The following is a 14462-nucleotide window of genomic DNA, read 5'->3' as shown; positions in this document are numbered from 1 at the left end:
CATTGCCCGCTACTTCCGCGGCTCCCGCTACGAAACATGCCGCTTCTTCGGCCCCGAACCTGATACGACGCATCATGACTACGAACGCTCAACCTTCTGCCAACCCGCTCGCCCAACTGTTCGAAAACAACGAGGCGTGGGTCGAACGCAAGCTCTCGGAGGATCCCGAGTATTTCTCGCGCCTCGCTGACCAGCAGACGCCCGAATACCTGTGGATCGGCTGCTCGGATTCGCGTGTGCCAGCAAACCAGATCATCGGCTTGCCGCCGGGCGAGGTGTTCGTCCATCGCAACATCGCGAATGTCGTCGTGCATTCCGATCTGAACTGCCTGTCGGTGATCCAGTTCGCCGTCGATCTGCTGAAGGTCAAGCACATCATGGTAGTGGGCCACTACGGCTGCTCGGGCGTCGGCGCGGCGTTGCACGGCCGGCGCGTCGGCCTCGCGGACAACTGGCTGCATCACATTCAGGACGTGCGGGCGAAGCACGCCGCGCTCCTCGAAGAGTGGCCGATGGGCGAAGCGCGGCACCGGCGGCTCGTGGAACTCAACACGATCGAACAGGTGGTCAACGTGTGCCGCACGACGATCGTCAACGACGCGTGGGCGCGCGGTCAGGAACTGACCGTGCATGGCTGGGCTTACGGGGTTCACGACGGCCGGGTTCGCAATCTCGGCATGACGATCAACGAACCGGGCGCGCTGGCCGCGACCTATGAACATTGTGTGGCCGCCGTATCGGCGAGCCGCGCACATGAAGCGGACAACGACGTCGTCGCCGCCGACGCTGCGAAGCTCGGCGACGTGCCCGCCGTGGTCGAAGGTGTCATCAAGGAGCTGAAACATGAGTGAGACAAAACATGATCCCGTGGTGATCGTTTCGGTCGCCCGCACGCCGATGGCGGCGTTCCAGGGCGATTTCGCCACGCTAACCGCGTCGCAGCTCGGCTCGGTGGCAATCAAGGCCGCCGTAGAGCGCGCCGGACTGAAGCCCGAACAGATCGACGAAGTGGTGATGGGCTGCGTGCTGCCAGCCGGCCAGGGCCAGGCGCCGGCGCGCCAGGCCGCGCTCGGCGCGGGTCTGCCGCTCGCCACGGGCAGCACGACGGTCAACAAGATGTGCGGCTCCGGCATGCGCGCAGCGATGTTCGCGCACGACATGCTGATTGCCGGCTCGGTCGACGTGATGGTTGCCGGCGGCATGGAGAGCATGACGAACGCACCGTATCTGCTGCCGAAGGCGCGCGCCGGCATGCGCATGGGCCACGGCCAGGTGCTCGATCACATGTTCCTCGACGGCCTTGAAGACGCCTACGAAAAGGGTCGTCTGATGGGCACGTTTGCCGAGGAATGCGCCGGCTCGTTCGATTTCACACGCGAGGCACAGGACGCATTCGCAGTCGAATCGCTGCAACGTGCGAAGCGCGCAAACGAGGACGGTTCGTTCGCGTGGGAAATCGCCCCCGTCACCGTGGAAAGCCGCAAAGGCGAGGTGAACGTGGACCGCGATGAGCAGCCGTTCAAGGCGAACCTCGACAAGATTCCGACGCTCAAGCCCGCCTTCAGCAAGACGGGCACGGTGACGGCGGCCAACTCGTCATCGATTTCGGACGGCGCAGCCGCGCTCGTGATGATGCGCGAATCGACCGCAAAGCAGCTTGGCGTGACGCCGCTTGCCCGCATCGTCGGTCACAAGACGTTCGCGCAGGAACCGGCGAAGTTCACGACGGCGCCGGTCGGTGCAATCAGCAAGCTGTTCGAGAAAAACGGCTGGCGCGCGCAGGACGTCGATCTGTACGAGATCAACGAAGCGTTCGCTGTCGTCACGATGGCCGCAATGAAGGTACACAGCCTGCCGCACGACAAGGTCAATGTGAACGGCGGAGCCTGTGCGCTCGGCCATCCCATCGGTGCGTCCGGCGCACGGATTCTGGTTACCCTGATCGGCGCGCTGAAGCAGCGCGGGCTGAGGCGAGGCGTGGCGAGCCTGTGCATCGGAGGTGGCGAGGCGACGGCGATGGGTGTCGAACTGGTGTAACGGCGCCGCGCGAGCCGCGCCTGTTCCGCACGGCTCGCGTATTCGCTCATCACGTCTGCGCGAGTCCCGGCAAACATCAAGGTCCGAATCCACATCATCGAAAGGCGAGCGAGGTAGGCCCATGAAAACCGTGTTGATCGTAGGTGCGTCCCGCGGCATTGGACGCGAATTCGCCCGCCAGTACAAACGTGCCGGCTGGCGCGTGCTCGCCACCGCGCGCGACGACGCCTCGCTTGACGCACTCGCCGACCTCGGCGCGGAGACCTTCCCGCTCGACGTGACCGAGCCCGAGGAAATCGCTGCGCTTGGCTGGAAGCTCGACGGTGAGCCGCTGAACGCGGCGGTGATCGTGTCCGGTGTCTATGGCCCGCGCACCGAAGGCATCGAAACGATCACGGCCGAAGACTTCGATCACGTGATGATCACGAACGTGCGCGGTCCGATGCAGTTGATCCCGATGCTCCTGCCCCTCGTCGAAGACGCCGGTGGCGTGCTGGCCGTGCTGTCGAGCAAGATGGGCAGCCTTAATGAGGCCACCGGCACCACGGGCTGGCTGTATCGCGCGAGCAAGGCGGCGCTGAACGACGCGATCAAGATCGCCTCGCTGCAGACACGCAGCGCGGCGTGCATCGCGCTGCATCCGGGATGGGTGCGCACGGATATGGGCGGTGCACAGGCCGCGATCGATCCGGAGCGCAGCGTCGCCGGTATGCGCGATGTGCTCGCCCAGGCGGCCGGCGCCCATGCCGCGTTCAACGGCCGCTTCTATCAATACGACGGTACGCCACTCGAGTGGTGAGGAGACAGACGAATCATGGTGCTTGACCAGGATCACCTGATGGTCCGCGACGCGGTGCGCACGTTCGTGCGCGACGCTGTCACGCCGCACGCCGCGCAATGGGACCGCGACCGCACCTTTCCGAAGGATGTGCACCGGCAACTGGCCGAACTCGGTGCGTACGGCGTGCTGGTGCCGGAAGAATACGGCGGTGCGGGACTCGACGCACTCGCGCTTGCGTTGATCCTCGAGGAAATCGCGGCAGGCGACGGCGGCACATCGACGGCGATCTCGGTGAACAACTGCCCGGTATGCAGCATTCTGCTCACCTATGGCAACGAAGCGCAGAAACACGACTGGCTCACGCCGCTGGCACACGGCGAAATGCTCGGCGCGTTCTGTCTGACTGAACCGCAGGCCGGATCGGATGCCTCGGCGCTACGCACCACCGCGACGCGCGATGGCGACGTGTACTTGCTCAACGGGGTCAAGCAGTTCATCACGAGCGGCGCGAACGGCGACGTGGCGATCGTAATGGCCGTCACCGACAAAGCTGCCGGCAAGCGCGGCATCAGCGCATTCATCGTACCGACGAAGACACCGGGTTACGTCGTCGCCCGGCTCGAAGACAAGCTCGGCCAGCACTCGTCGGATACGGCGCAGATCGTCTTCGAAGACTGCCGTGTGCCCGCCGCGAACCTGATCGGCGCCGAAGGTGAAGGCTACCGCATCGCGTTGTCAGGGCTGGAAGGCGGACGCATCGGCATCGCCGCGCAGAGCGTCGGCATGGCGCGTGCGGCGTTCGAGGCGGCGCTCGCCTATGCGAAAGAGCGCGAGAGCTTCGGCCAGCCGTTATTTGCGCATCAGGCGGTGCAGTTCCGGCTCGCCGATATGGCTACCCAACTCGAGGCCGCGCGGCAGTTGATCTGGCACGCTGCGTCGCTGAAGGATGCCGGCCAACCGTGCCTGACCGAGGCGGCGATGGCGAAGCTGTTCGCCTCGGAAGCAGCGGAGCGGATCTGCTCAGCCGCGCTGCAGATTCATGGCGGCTACGGTTACCTGAGCGACTTTCCGGTCGAACGCATCTACCGCGATGTGCGCGTCTGCCAGATCTACGAAGGCACGAGCGATATCCAGAAGATCCTGATTGCACGCGGTCTCAACTGACCCTTAGATGACTGCTCCTGCTTCCGCGGCGAAACGGCCGTCCGATTGCCCGTGCGGCGGTGCCGCACCGGGCGCGCGTAGGGACGCGAAGCCGCCTCGCTTCGCGCAATGTTGCGGCCGCTTCATTGACGGCGGCGAATCCGCGCCGAACGCGCTGGAACTGATGCGCTCGCGCTATAGCGCATATGTACTCGGGGAAACTGCCTACCTGCGCGCGACATGGGCTGAACAATCCTGTCCGTCCGACCTCGACGCGAACCCGGAAGCCGCCGCCGACGCCCCACGCTGGCTCGGCCTGCAGATTAAACGCTTCACGCCCATCGACGACACCCACGCCGAAGTCGAATTCATCGCTCGCTACAAAGTCGGCGGACGGGCTCAACGGCTGCACGAAGTCAGCCGTTTTCTGCGCGGCGAAGACCATCGCTGGCGTTACGTCGACGGCGACGTAAGCGAGCGCTGACATCGCAATGCGGTTGAATCCGTTCCTGCATACGGCCCTCAAAATCCGCGTGAAAACCATGTTGGGCGCACACCACATTGCCATCCAGGGCCAGAGCGCCGGTAGGCCGCGCCCCTCCTGCGCGTCTGCATCAAACCGAAAAAATTCATCGAGAAATCGGGCGCTTAGGGGGTTCTCCTGAATTGCACAAATCAAATTTGTCGTGCCAGGATGCCCCTTTTGGATTTTGCAGCGTCAGCTTTTCGGGTGACGCTCAATATCGGCGCGTGAGGTCCGCGCGCTGACTGGCTTTCGGTTAATCCCGTGTGAGATCGACCCGTGTGCGTGCGCTTACGCGCCACATACGAGAGAATTTTTTGTTGTCCGAAAGGGCATCGAAATGATTTCGTCAGGATTCGCAAAGAGCCAGGGATTTTTCAGCAGACATTTAAAGCAGGTGGGCATAGCGGATGGCGTTCAGGAATATTTTGACCGGTTGGGCAGTGATGGCTTGTGCGGTGTTTGCCGTGCCGTCAGTCCACGCCGATCCACTCCCTGACGCGCAGGCAGGCCCCCTCGCCAGCGCCAAGGTCCCGCGCCTCGCTCTCGACGACGACACCTATCTGCCCTCGGTGGCGGCCAGTCTCAACGAAAAGATCATTCGCATCCCGGTTGATGCGTCCGGTACCGTTACCCTCGAAACAACGATCTACAAGCCCGACGGTTCCGGTCCGTTTCCGATGATTGTTTTCAATCACGGCAAGATTCAGGGCGATCCGCGCCGGCAGGAGCGCAGCGATCCGCTGCCGCTCGCACGGGAGTTCGTGCGGCGCGGGTATGTGGTGGTCGCGCCTAACCGGCGCGGTTTCGCGGGGTCCGACGGAACCTACGAGCAGGAAGGCTGCAATGTCGAGCTCAATGGCGTCGCGCAGGCCGCGGATGTCGCAGCGACGGTCGACTACATGTCGAAGATCTCTTACGTCGACGCGCAGCACATCGTCGTGTCCGGGACTTCGCACGGCGGCCTTGCCACGATGGCGTACGGTCCTGATGCGGCTCCGGGCGTGCGGGCTTTGATCAACTTTTCCGGTGGTCTGCGACAGGATTCCTGCGCGAACTGGCAAGGCAATCTCACCCACGCGTTTAACGCTTATGGCGAGAAGACGCGTGTGCCGTCGCTGTGGCTCTATGGCGATAACGATACGATCTGGCCGTCGGCGCTGGTCGGACAAATGTACACGGCTTACGTGGAGCATGGCGCCAGCGCGAAGTTCGTCGATTTCGGCAAGTACAAGAATGACGCCCACCGGCTGGTTGGAGACCGCGATGGCGTGCGTGTCTGGTGGCCCTCTGTCGAAACGTTTCTTGCCCGTGTCGGGATGCCTACCGGCGTGCAATATCGGGTTGCCGATCCGGTCGCACCGAAGCCCAGCGGCTTTGCCGCTCTAGATGCCGTCGATGCTGTGCCTTTTGTCGATGAAGCCGGGCGCAGTGGCTATCGCAACTTTTTGCATCAGTATCCCAGCCGCGCTTTTGCTGTTTCCAATTCTGGCGCGTGGTCGTGGGCTGAAGGTGGCGATGATCCGATGTCGGTGGCCGTTGCCAATTGCCAGAAGCAGAGTTCCGATCCTTGCAGGCTCTATGCCGTGAATGAAGCTGTGGTGTGGAAGAATGGGACTGGGACTCAGACTGCCGCTGATGGTGCGGCTTCGGGTTCTTCTTCATCTACCGGTGGCTCCGTCGACGTCGAGGAGAGGCACGCGATTGCCAGTCGCGAGTGATTGTTTGTGGCAGCGTAAGAAAGGCGCATCGAAAACTTCGCACTTCGGCGTGTGTGTCTGACAGGGGATCGCCCCCCACGAAGTGTCGCCCTCGCAGGGATACGATCCAGGTCTGACGCCAGACCGTCCCTCGCGCAATTCTGCCCGTGACAAAGGCATCCATCCCCACTCCGCACGATGTGCGTCGCGAACCGGCTTGCTTCGCGGCGGCATTCAACGCGGCAGCGGCAGGCGAAGCGTTTCCGTTTGACTCAGCATCTTCTTCACCCTTCGATGGTTTTGCCTTCTGGTTCGGGTCCGCAATCGCACGTACCGGTCGCGTCAATTCGGGTGCGCACCCCACCGCCTCAACCCAAAGTGGCTCAAGCGACCAGGACACAGCCTGCATGCCGGTTCCCCACCCATCGATCCAGGCAAAGATTTTTTCCAATAGAGCGTCTCACTTTGCCGTCGCCAACTCCGTCCATCGGAACCGATCTGACCACTACCGATTCCTCCTTAACGCAACAGCCCAAAACTACAAAAAAGTAAGAGCCAAACCCTTCCTCGCCCCTGGTGCATTCAGTCAAATAAAGCGCTAATCTCAGTCCCGCTGCGCCCGAATCGCGCCTGGCGCGCTGTCGCGATGCCAAAAATCACGACACCGCCCCCGATCCACAAGCAAGCATTCGGCACATCGATCGCCATTTCGGATCACATAAAAAGGATCCACAACGCGCAAGCATGTCGCGGCATTCCTGCGCGGATGCGAGCCGTCCCGAATTTCGCCTCAAGCATTCGCATGACCCTGCGCAAACAGGCAGCGCGAGCCCATCGCCTCGCCGCCTTTGCGCACTCATGCCCTGGAGTTGGTTTGGACACACTAGCAACCGAAGACTGGGTCACACGCAGTCTGCGTGCCGTCTGGCACCCCTGCACCCAGATGAAACATCACGAGCGCCTTCCGCTCATCGCGGTCGCGCGCGGTGCCGGCGCGTGGCTCTACGATCAGCAAGGCCGTCGCTATCTCGACGCCATCAGCTCCTGGTGGGTCAACCTGTTCGGCCACGCCAACCCGCGTATCAACACGGCGCTGAAGGATCAACTCGATACGCTCGAACACGCGATGCTCGCAGGCTGCACGCACGAGCCCGCCATCGAGCTTGCCGAGCGTCTCCAGGCACTCACGCAACACGCGCTCGGTCATGCGTTCTTCGCGTCCGATGGCGCCTCCGCGGTCGAGATCGCGCTCAAGATGAGCTTCCACTCATGGAAGAATCGCGGACACGACGGCAAGCGCGAATTCGTCTGCGTCGCGAACAGCTATCACGGCGAAACCATCGGCGCGCTCGGCGTCACCGATGTTGGTCTCTTCAAGGACGCCTACGACCCGCTGATTCGCAACGCCCATGTCGTTGCATCGCCCGACGCGCGGCTCGCACTCGACGGCGAAACGGCAGCCGATGTCGCGCGCCGCGCCCTCGATGACGTTCGCAGACTGTTTGACGCGCGCGGCAAGCAGATCGCCGCACTGATCGTCGAGCCGCTCGTGCAATGCGCGGCCGGCATGGCCATGCACGATCCGTCATACATCGCCGGCCTTCGTGCGCTCTGCGACCAGTACGATGTCCATCTGATCGCGGATGAAATCGCCGTCGGTTGCGGCCGCACTGGCACTTTCTTCGCGTGTGAACAGGCGGGCCCGACAGGTATTTGGCCGGATTTCCTGTGTCTGTCGAAAGGCATCAGCGGCGGCTATCTGCCGCTTTCGATCGTGCTGTCGCGTGATGAAATCTTCGCAGCCTTCTACCACGACGACACCACGCGCGGCTTCCTGCATTCGCATTCGTACACGGGCAATCCGCTCGCGTGCCGCGCCGCGCTGGCCACACTCGATCTGTTCGCGAGCGATAGCGTCCTCGCCATGAACACGAAGAAATCCGCGACGCTGCGTGCAGCGCTCGAACCGCTCGCGGCACACCCCCAGGTCCGCCATCTGCGCCAGTGCGGCACGATCTTCGCGTTCGACGCGGTCATCGACGATCCGCAGCAGGCAAAAACCTTCTCGCGCCGCTTCTTCGAAAATGCATTGCGGCGCGAACTGCTGCTGCGCCCGATCGGCACGACCGTGTATCTGATGCCGCCATACATACTCGATGATGCTGAACTCGCGCTGCTCGCCTCGCGCACACGCGAGACCTTCGATGCAACGCTTGAGGAGGTTCGCGGATGCTATTGATCGATAACCTCACGCAGGCCCTGAAGGACCTCGACGAGCGCGGGCTGCGCCGTCGCCGACGCACGGCCGACACCCCATGCGCCGCACATATGACGGTCGACGGTCGCGAGATGATCGGTTTCGCCAGCAACGACTACCTGGGTCTCGCCGCGCATCCACAACTCGTCACGGCGATCGCTGAAGGCGCGCGACGCTATGGTGCAGGCAGCGGAGGCTCGCATCTGCTCGGCGGTCATTCGCGCGCACATGCCCAGCTCGAAGACGACCTCGCCGCGTTCGCCGGCGGTTTCGTCGACGCGCCGCGCGCGCTCTACTTCAGCACCGGCTATATGGCGAACCTCGCGGCGCTGACCGCACTGGCCGGCCGCGGCACGACGCTCTTTTCCGATTCGCTCAATCATGCGTCGCTGATCGATGGCGCCCGGCTCTCGCGCGCGGACATCCAGGTTTATCCGCATGCCGACACGCAGGCGCTAAGCGCGATGCTCGAAGCGTCGGACGCCGCCGTCAAGATGATCGTCACCGACACCGTATTCAGCATGGACGGCGACATCGCTCCGCTCGCGACGCTCCTTGCGCTGGCCGAGCGGCACGGCGCATGGCTCGTCGTCGACGATGCGCATGGCTTCGGCGTGCTAGGCCCGCAAGGGCGCGGCGCGCTTGCGTGGGAAGCGCTGCGTTCGCCGCATCTCGTGATGGTCGGCACGCTCGGCAAGGCGGCCGGCGTATCCGGCGCATTCGTCGTCGCGCATGAGACTGTGGTCGAATGGCTGGTGCAGCGCGCACGGCCTTATATCTTCACGACGGCGTCCCCGCCGGCGGTCGCGCATGCGGTGTCCGCGAGCCTGCGCATCATCGGCAGCGATGAAGGCGATGCGCGGCGTGCGCATCTGCAGACGCTCATCGAACGTACGCGTGCGATGCTCAAGGAAACCTGCTGGCTGCCGGTCGATTCGCATACGGCCGTGCAACCGCTCATCATCGGCTCGAATGAAGCGACGCTCGCGATTGCCGCTACGCTCGATCGCGCCGGCCTGTGGGTGCCGGCGATCCGCCCGCCGACCGTTCCTGCGGGCACCTCGCGCCTGCGGGTCTCGCTGTCGGCAGCGCATTCGCATGACGATCTCGACCGGCTCGAAGCTGCGCTCAAACTCGCGCAACCCGGCGAGGACCACGCATGAGCGCGCCGCTGTCCCTTTTCATCACCGGCACCGATACGGAAATCGGCAAGACGCTGGTTTCCGCCGCGTTGCTGCGCGCCTTCGCACGCGATGGCTTGCGCGCGGCGGCAATGAAGCCGATCGCCGCCGGCGCATTCGAACGCGATGGTGTGTGGCATAACGAAGACGCCGATCAGCTCGACGCAGCGGCAAGCGTGCCGTTACCACCCGACATCCGTACGCCGTTCCTGCTTCGCGAGCCCGCCGCACCTCATATCGCGGCCGCTCAGGAAAACATCACGCTCGATGTCGCGCGCATCGTCGATTGCCATGCGCAGGCGTTGAAGCTGGCGGACATCGTCGTCGTGGAGGGCGTCGGCGGCTTTCGCGTGCCGCTCACCAATGCGCACGACACCGCCGACCTCGCCTTCGCATTGAATCTGCCGGTGGTGCTGGTCGTCGGCATGCGGCTTGGCTGCATCAGCCACGCGCTGCTGACCGCCGAAGCCATCGCCGCGCGCGGGCTGCGCCTTGCCGGATGGGTGGCGAACCAGATCGACCCGGCGATGACTTTCACGGACGAGAACATCGCCACGATCCGCGATCGTCTCGACCGCCAGTACAGCGCACCCTTGCTCGGCGTCGTGCCGCGTCTCGATCCCGCTTCGCCGGAAGTCGCAGCCGGCCACCTCGATACTGCCACCTTATTGCAGGCGCTGCGCGCGGCGCAGCCCTGAACTCATTCCGATTCTCCGTCTACAAGGATTGACGTCATGACCGAACTCCACAATGCTCCGACCCTCGCAGAACCGGCCGCCGCAAACCCGGCAGATGCAGCGAACCCACGCAACGCGGTCGCACGCTGGCGCGTCGCCGATGTCGTCGCGCTGTACGAACTGCCGTTCAACGACCTGATGTTCCGCGCGCAACAGATTCATCGCGAGCACTTCGATGCCAACGCCGTTCAGCTGTCGACGCTGCTGTCGATCAAGACAGGCGGCTGCGAAGAAGACTGCGCGTACTGTCCGCAATCGGTGCATCACGACACGGGCCTGAAGGCCGACAAGCTGATTCCCGTCGACGACGTGCTCGCGGCCGCCCGTGTCGCGAAGGAAAACGGCGCGACGCGCTTCTGCATGGGCGCGGCGTGGCGCAATCCGAAAGACCGCCATCTCGAGCCGATCAAGGAGATGATCCGCGGCGTGAAGGCGATGGGTCTCGAAACCTGCGTGACGCTCGGCATGCTCGAGACGCATCAGGCGCAGGGTCTGCGAGAAGCCGGGCTCGATTACTACAACCACAATCTGGATACGTCGCCCGAGTTCTACGGCCAGATCATTTCGACGCGCACCTATCAGGATCGCCTCGACACGCTTGAACGGGTGCGCGACGCGGGCATCAACGTGTGCTGCGGCGGGATCGTCGGACTTGGCGAATCGCGCCGCGAACGCGCCGGTCTCATCACACAACTCGCGAACATGGAGCCGTATCCGGAATCGGTGCCGATCAACAATCTGGTGCAGGTCGAAGGCACGCCGCTGACGGGTACCGAAGCGCTCGATCCATTCGAGTTCGTCCGCACGATCGCGGTGGCGCGAATCACGATGCCGCGTGCGATGGTGCGTCTGTCGGCCGGCCGCGAGCAGATGGACGAAGCGTTGCAGGCGCTGTGCTTCCTGGCCGGCGCGAACTCGATCTTCTACGGCGACCAGTTGCTGACCACGAGCAACCCGCAGGCCGATGCGGATCGCAAACTGCTGGGGCGTCTTGGCATCCGTGCCGAGGCGGCGCATCAGACAGCGCTCGATCAAGGCAGTTGCGAACACGGCTGCGATGGCCACAAGGCGGCAAACTGATCTCTTGACGGCGCCGAAATGACGAAGGCCGCCTGGAATCAGGCGGCCGCCATGCCGTATGGGTACCACCCGTTCGGCCCGAAGCGCGATCTAATCGAATCGCGTGATGTCCAGACGCCAAACCCTTGAGGTTAATCCTACCTCTCATGGCTGACTCGCCACGATGATCTGGAGTCCATATGATGATCTCACTGGCTCGCACCGCACAAACAAACCGCCTCGCTTCTCTCAGAGAAGAGGCATAAGTTGTCAAAGTTCTTCGCAGGATGGATCACTCGACGATGAGATTCTTATACGATGGTGCTTCAGGGTTAATCGAGACACGGACGCCCGAGAAGCCGCGCCCTGTCTTAGTTCACAAGCAAGGGAATCCTATGGCCATTCACACTAGCAGGCTCGATGCCACGGTCAAGCTTCTGAAAGAGGACGTCGATCAGGTCAGGCAGGAATTCCGCGACTTTCGAGACGTGCTGCGCACCGATATCCGCGAACTCAGGGGAGCACAGCTCACCGGCATTCGTGAGCTGCGGTTCGAAATCCGCCTCATGTGGGCGGGGTTCTTCGGTCTCGGCACGCTCATGGCAAAGGGCTTTCACTGGATCTGACTGGCAACGTACCAGACCCGTCAGTCGCAGGCGTTTACCGTTAATCATGGGTAGTCACCGGCACCCTCGCGCCGCGTGCACGTTCAACCCAACACGTGACTCGCCGCATCGAACGATTCCTCATGAAACCGCAGGGGCGCGGCGCAATGCACGAGCGTATCGACAAAGTGCTTCGCCCGCGGCCACGGGCCGAAACCAGCGGCTGTATTGATATGCCCCGCGTCTCCCAGATTGACGAATGCGCTACCCAATCGCCGCGCCAGGTTACGCGCGGCTGCGAGCGGCATCCACGGATCCGTTTCGCTGCCGACGAGTATTGAAGGTACACCCAGCCGCCGCGCTTCGAACGCGCCCGCGAACGTGAACTTCTCCGGGCTCGCCGGCGCAACCAGGAGCACGCCGGCAATATCGGCCGCACAGGTGACCTTCTGCAATGCATGTGCTGTTGCGAGGCAGCCGAAACTATGCGCGGCTAGCACAAACGGTCCACGCTCACGTGCGATCAGGTCCCGCACCGACTGCGCCCAACCTGCCAGATCCGGCGCGTCCCAGTCAGCCTGCTCGACGCGCAGTGAGCGGGCAAACTGCCGCTCGAGCCAGCTCTGCCAGTGTGCGCCCTCGCTGCCATGCAGGCCCGGCACCGTCACAAGCCGCGGTGGCCATATGCTTTTGCTGCACGAAAACATGACTCTCCTCACTGCCGGAATCCGGAAACTCATTGTGGCTCGCCGTTCCGTTGCACCGAACCAATTTTTCGTGCTTTGTTTATTGGAATGCGCCGGAAGGCGCGAAAGAACCACGTCAAAAAGCCGAGTAGTAAAGCACCCCATGACACTCCCCCGCAGGCGCGCAGCGCCACGCGCGAGCGGGTAGAGGTGGCATGCAGTCCGTACCACACCCAGTCAAACAACCGGACTGCGCGCGTTCACCGTCGAAAAAGTAAAATGAGGCCCATCCACAATCGGAGGAGGCCTCATGTCGCAAACATCGCCCGGACAACGGCGCCCGCTACAGCCGTTTCACCTCGCTTTCCCGGTGACCAGCCTGGAAAATGCACGCGCGTTCTACGGCGATCTGCTTGGCTGCCCGGAAGGCCGCAGTTCGCCCGAATGGGTTGACTTCGATTTTTTCGGGCATCAGCTTGTCGCGCATCTCGCGCCGGACGAAGTGAGCCGCGCCGGCGTCAACGCAGTCGATGGCGACGACGTCCCGGTCCGCCATTTCGGCGTCGTACTGACGATGGACGACTGGCACGCGCTCTCGGTGCGGCTGAAGACCGCCGGCACGAATTTCATCATCGAGCCGCACATCCGCTTTAAGGGTGAAGTAGGCGAGCAGGCAACGATGTTCTTCCTCGACCCTTGCGGGAATGCGCTCGAATTCAAGGCGTTCAAAGACATTGGCCGGCTGTTCGCCAAATAACGGCGTGCAGCCACGCGGAGCGAATGCCCGTATGAAGGTTCTCTTTTACATGCCGCACTCCGACGCAGCCGCGTGGCTTCACGATTTCGCGCGCGCGCTGCCCGATGCGGATCTTCGCGAGTGGCAACCGAACGACACGGCGCCGGCGGATTTCGCGGTCGTGTGGCGTCCGCCGCGCGAAATGTTCGCGGGCCGCGACGACCTGCGCGCCGTGTTCAACCTCGGCGCGGGTGTCGACGCGATCCTCGCGCTGGAACGCGCGCATCCCGGCACGCTACCGCGCAATGCACATGTCGTGCGACTCGAAGATACCGGCATGGCACCGCAGATGGCAGAGTACGTGACGCATGCCGTGCTGCGCTACATGCGTCGCTTCGATGAATACGCGCGTCTGCAAGCCGAACATCGGTGGCAAGTGCTCGACCCGCATCCGCGCGCGACCTTCACCGTTGGCGTGCTCGGACTGGGCGTGCTCGGCGCGCATGTCGCAGGAACGCTTGCCGCGTTGGGCATGCCTGTGCGCGGCTACAGCCGCAGCGCCAAACAGATAGAAGGTGTACAAACCTATGCCGGTGAAGCGCAGTTCGATGCATTCCTCGACGACGTGAAAGTGCTGGTCAATCTGCTCCCGCACACGCCCGACACAAACGACGTGCTGAACGCACGCACCTTCGGCAAACTTGCGCATGGCGCGTATCTGGTCAACGTGGCTCGTGGCGCGCACCTCGTCGAACCGGATCTGCTCGATGCCATCCAGCACGGCCAGATCGCCGGCGCGACGCTCGACGTCTTCCGAGAAGAACCCTTGCCGCCCGATCATCTGTTCTGGCGGGAGCCACGCATCACGATAACGCCACATGTTTCCGCACTGACCCTGCGTGAAGACAGCGTCGCGCAGGTTTCGCACAAGATCCAGGCGCTGCTGCGCGGCGAGGCGATCAGCGGTGTGGTTGATCTCGCTCGCGGATACTGAAACCATTCAACAAGCCGCTCCGA

At 63.2% G+C, this 14462-nt stretch carries 14 protein-coding genes; 13 read left to right on the top strand and 1 reads right to left on the bottom strand.

The window, feature by feature from the left end:
• Positions 1-74 precede the first annotated feature (74 nt).
• The 11 genes from can (at position 75) to B0G77_RS07880 (ending at position 12044) form a co-directional block, all read left to right on the top strand.
• Positions 75-851, top strand: a complete 777-nt coding sequence (can, locus tag B0G77_RS07930) for a carbonate dehydratase (protein WP_133661627.1) — start codon at positions 75-77, stop codon at positions 849-851.
• Complete coding sequence (locus tag B0G77_RS07925; protein ID WP_133661626.1) at positions 844-2037, top strand: acetyl-CoA C-acetyltransferase; 1194 nt, start codon at positions 844-846, stop codon at positions 2035-2037. Before can ends, B0G77_RS07925 begins: the two co-directional genes overlap by 8 nt.
• Before the next feature lie 121 nt (positions 2038-2158).
• A complete protein-coding gene (locus tag B0G77_RS07920; protein WP_133661625.1) occupies positions 2159-2836 on the top strand; it encodes an SDR family oxidoreductase in 678 nt (225 codons plus the stop codon).
• A gap of 15 nt (positions 2837-2851) precedes the next feature.
• Positions 2852-3982, top strand: a complete 1131-nt coding sequence (locus tag B0G77_RS07915; protein WP_133661624.1) for an acyl-CoA dehydrogenase family protein — start codon at positions 2852-2854, stop codon at positions 3980-3982.
• A 7-nt stretch (positions 3983-3989) separates the two neighbouring features.
• Complete coding sequence (locus B0G77_RS07910) at positions 3990-4445, top strand: YchJ family protein (RefSeq protein ID WP_133661623.1); 456 nt, start codon at positions 3990-3992, stop codon at positions 4443-4445.
• A gap of 449 nt (positions 4446-4894) precedes the next feature.
• The gene (locus tag B0G77_RS07905; protein ID WP_133661622.1) at positions 4895-6205 is read left to right on the top strand and encodes a CocE/NonD family hydrolase; all 1311 of its coding nucleotides are present in this window, start codon (positions 4895-4897) and stop codon (positions 6203-6205) included.
• 853 nt (positions 6206-7058) lie between these two features.
• Positions 7059-8423 (top strand): adenosylmethionine--8-amino-7-oxononanoate transaminase, encoded by a 1365-nt coding sequence (gene bioA / locus B0G77_RS07900; RefSeq protein WP_133661621.1) that lies wholly within the window; start codon positions 7059-7061, stop codon positions 8421-8423.
• Positions 8414-9604 (top strand): 8-amino-7-oxononanoate synthase, encoded by a 1191-nt coding sequence (bioF, locus tag B0G77_RS07895; protein ID WP_133661620.1) that lies wholly within the window; start codon positions 8414-8416, stop codon positions 9602-9604. The genes bioA and bioF overlap by 10 nt, the downstream gene beginning before the upstream one ends.
• Positions 9601-10320 (top strand): dethiobiotin synthase, encoded by a 720-nt coding sequence (gene bioD / locus B0G77_RS07890; RefSeq protein ID WP_133661619.1) that lies wholly within the window; start codon positions 9601-9603, stop codon positions 10318-10320. Before bioF ends, bioD begins: the two co-directional genes overlap by 4 nt.
• 36 nt (positions 10321-10356) lie before the next feature.
• Positions 10357-11439: a biotin synthase BioB gene (bioB, locus tag B0G77_RS07885; RefSeq protein WP_133661618.1), complete on the top strand. Its 1083-nt coding sequence runs from the start codon at positions 10357-10359 to the stop codon at positions 11437-11439.
• A gap of 374 nt (positions 11440-11813) precedes the next feature.
• Positions 11814-12044, top strand: coding sequence for a hypothetical protein (locus B0G77_RS07880; RefSeq protein ID WP_133661617.1), 231 nt, complete (start codon positions 11814-11816; stop codon positions 12042-12044).
• 83 nt (positions 12045-12127) lie between these two features.
• Here the strand turns inward: B0G77_RS07880 and B0G77_RS07875 are convergent, their stop codons facing one another.
• Positions 12128-12730, bottom strand: coding sequence for an alpha/beta hydrolase (locus B0G77_RS07875; RefSeq protein ID WP_133661616.1), 603 nt, complete (start codon positions 12728-12730; stop codon positions 12128-12130).
• A gap of 289 nt (positions 12731-13019) precedes the next feature.
• On the opposite strand from B0G77_RS07875, the gene B0G77_RS07870 reads away from it, so the two are divergent.
• Both B0G77_RS07870 and B0G77_RS07865 read left to right on the top strand, forming a co-directional pair.
• A complete protein-coding gene (locus tag B0G77_RS07870; RefSeq protein WP_133661615.1) occupies positions 13020-13466 on the top strand; it encodes a VOC family protein in 447 nt (148 codons plus the stop codon).
• A 31-nt stretch (positions 13467-13497) separates the two neighbouring features.
• A complete protein-coding gene (locus tag B0G77_RS07865; RefSeq protein WP_133661614.1) occupies positions 13498-14439 on the top strand; it encodes a glyoxylate/hydroxypyruvate reductase A in 942 nt (313 codons plus the stop codon).
• The last annotated feature ends 23 nt before the right edge of the window (positions 14440-14462 follow it).

Origin of the sequence: Paraburkholderia sp. BL10I2N1 (assembly GCF_004361815.1) — a bacterium.
GTDB lineage: Bacteria > Pseudomonadota > Gammaproteobacteria > Burkholderiales > Burkholderiaceae > Paraburkholderia.
The sequence above is the reverse complement of the archived record's forward strand: the minus strand, read 5'-3'. Positions and strand labels throughout refer to the sequence as shown.

Bases quoted from the DNA above. Each gene is read 5' to 3' on its own strand.
- bioB (WP_133661618.1), top strand. From the start codon at position 10,357: ATGACCGAACTCCACAATGCTCCGACCCTCGCAGAACCGGCCGCCGCA.
- B0G77_RS07865 (WP_133661614.1), top strand. From the start codon at position 13,498: ATGAAGGTTCTCTTTTACATGCCGCACTCCGACGCAGCCGCGTGGCTT.
- bioF (WP_133661620.1), top strand. From the start codon at position 8,414: ATGCTATTGATCGATAACCTCACGCAGGCCCTGAAGGACCTCGACGAG.
- B0G77_RS07925 (WP_133661626.1), top strand. From the start codon at position 844: ATGAGTGAGACAAAACATGATCCCGTGGTGATCGTTTCGGTCGCCCGC.
- B0G77_RS07875 (WP_133661616.1), bottom strand. From the start codon at position 12,730: ATGTTTTCGTGCAGCAAAAGCATATGGCCACCGCGGCTTGTGACGGTG.
- B0G77_RS07910 (WP_133661623.1), top strand. From the start codon at position 3,990: ATGACTGCTCCTGCTTCCGCGGCGAAACGGCCGTCCGATTGCCCGTGC.
- B0G77_RS07870 (WP_133661615.1), top strand. From the start codon at position 13,020: ATGTCGCAAACATCGCCCGGACAACGGCGCCCGCTACAGCCGTTTCAC.
- B0G77_RS07915 (WP_133661624.1), top strand. From the start codon at position 2,852: ATGGTGCTTGACCAGGATCACCTGATGGTCCGCGACGCGGTGCGCACG.
- B0G77_RS07905 (WP_133661622.1), top strand. From the start codon at position 4,895: ATGGCGTTCAGGAATATTTTGACCGGTTGGGCAGTGATGGCTTGTGCG.
- B0G77_RS07880 (WP_133661617.1), top strand. From the start codon at position 11,814: ATGGCCATTCACACTAGCAGGCTCGATGCCACGGTCAAGCTTCTGAAA.
- can (WP_133661627.1), top strand. From the start codon at position 75: ATGACTACGAACGCTCAACCTTCTGCCAACCCGCTCGCCCAACTGTTC.
- bioD (WP_133661619.1), top strand. From the start codon at position 9,601: ATGAGCGCGCCGCTGTCCCTTTTCATCACCGGCACCGATACGGAAATC.
- B0G77_RS07920 (WP_133661625.1), top strand. From the start codon at position 2,159: ATGAAAACCGTGTTGATCGTAGGTGCGTCCCGCGGCATTGGACGCGAA.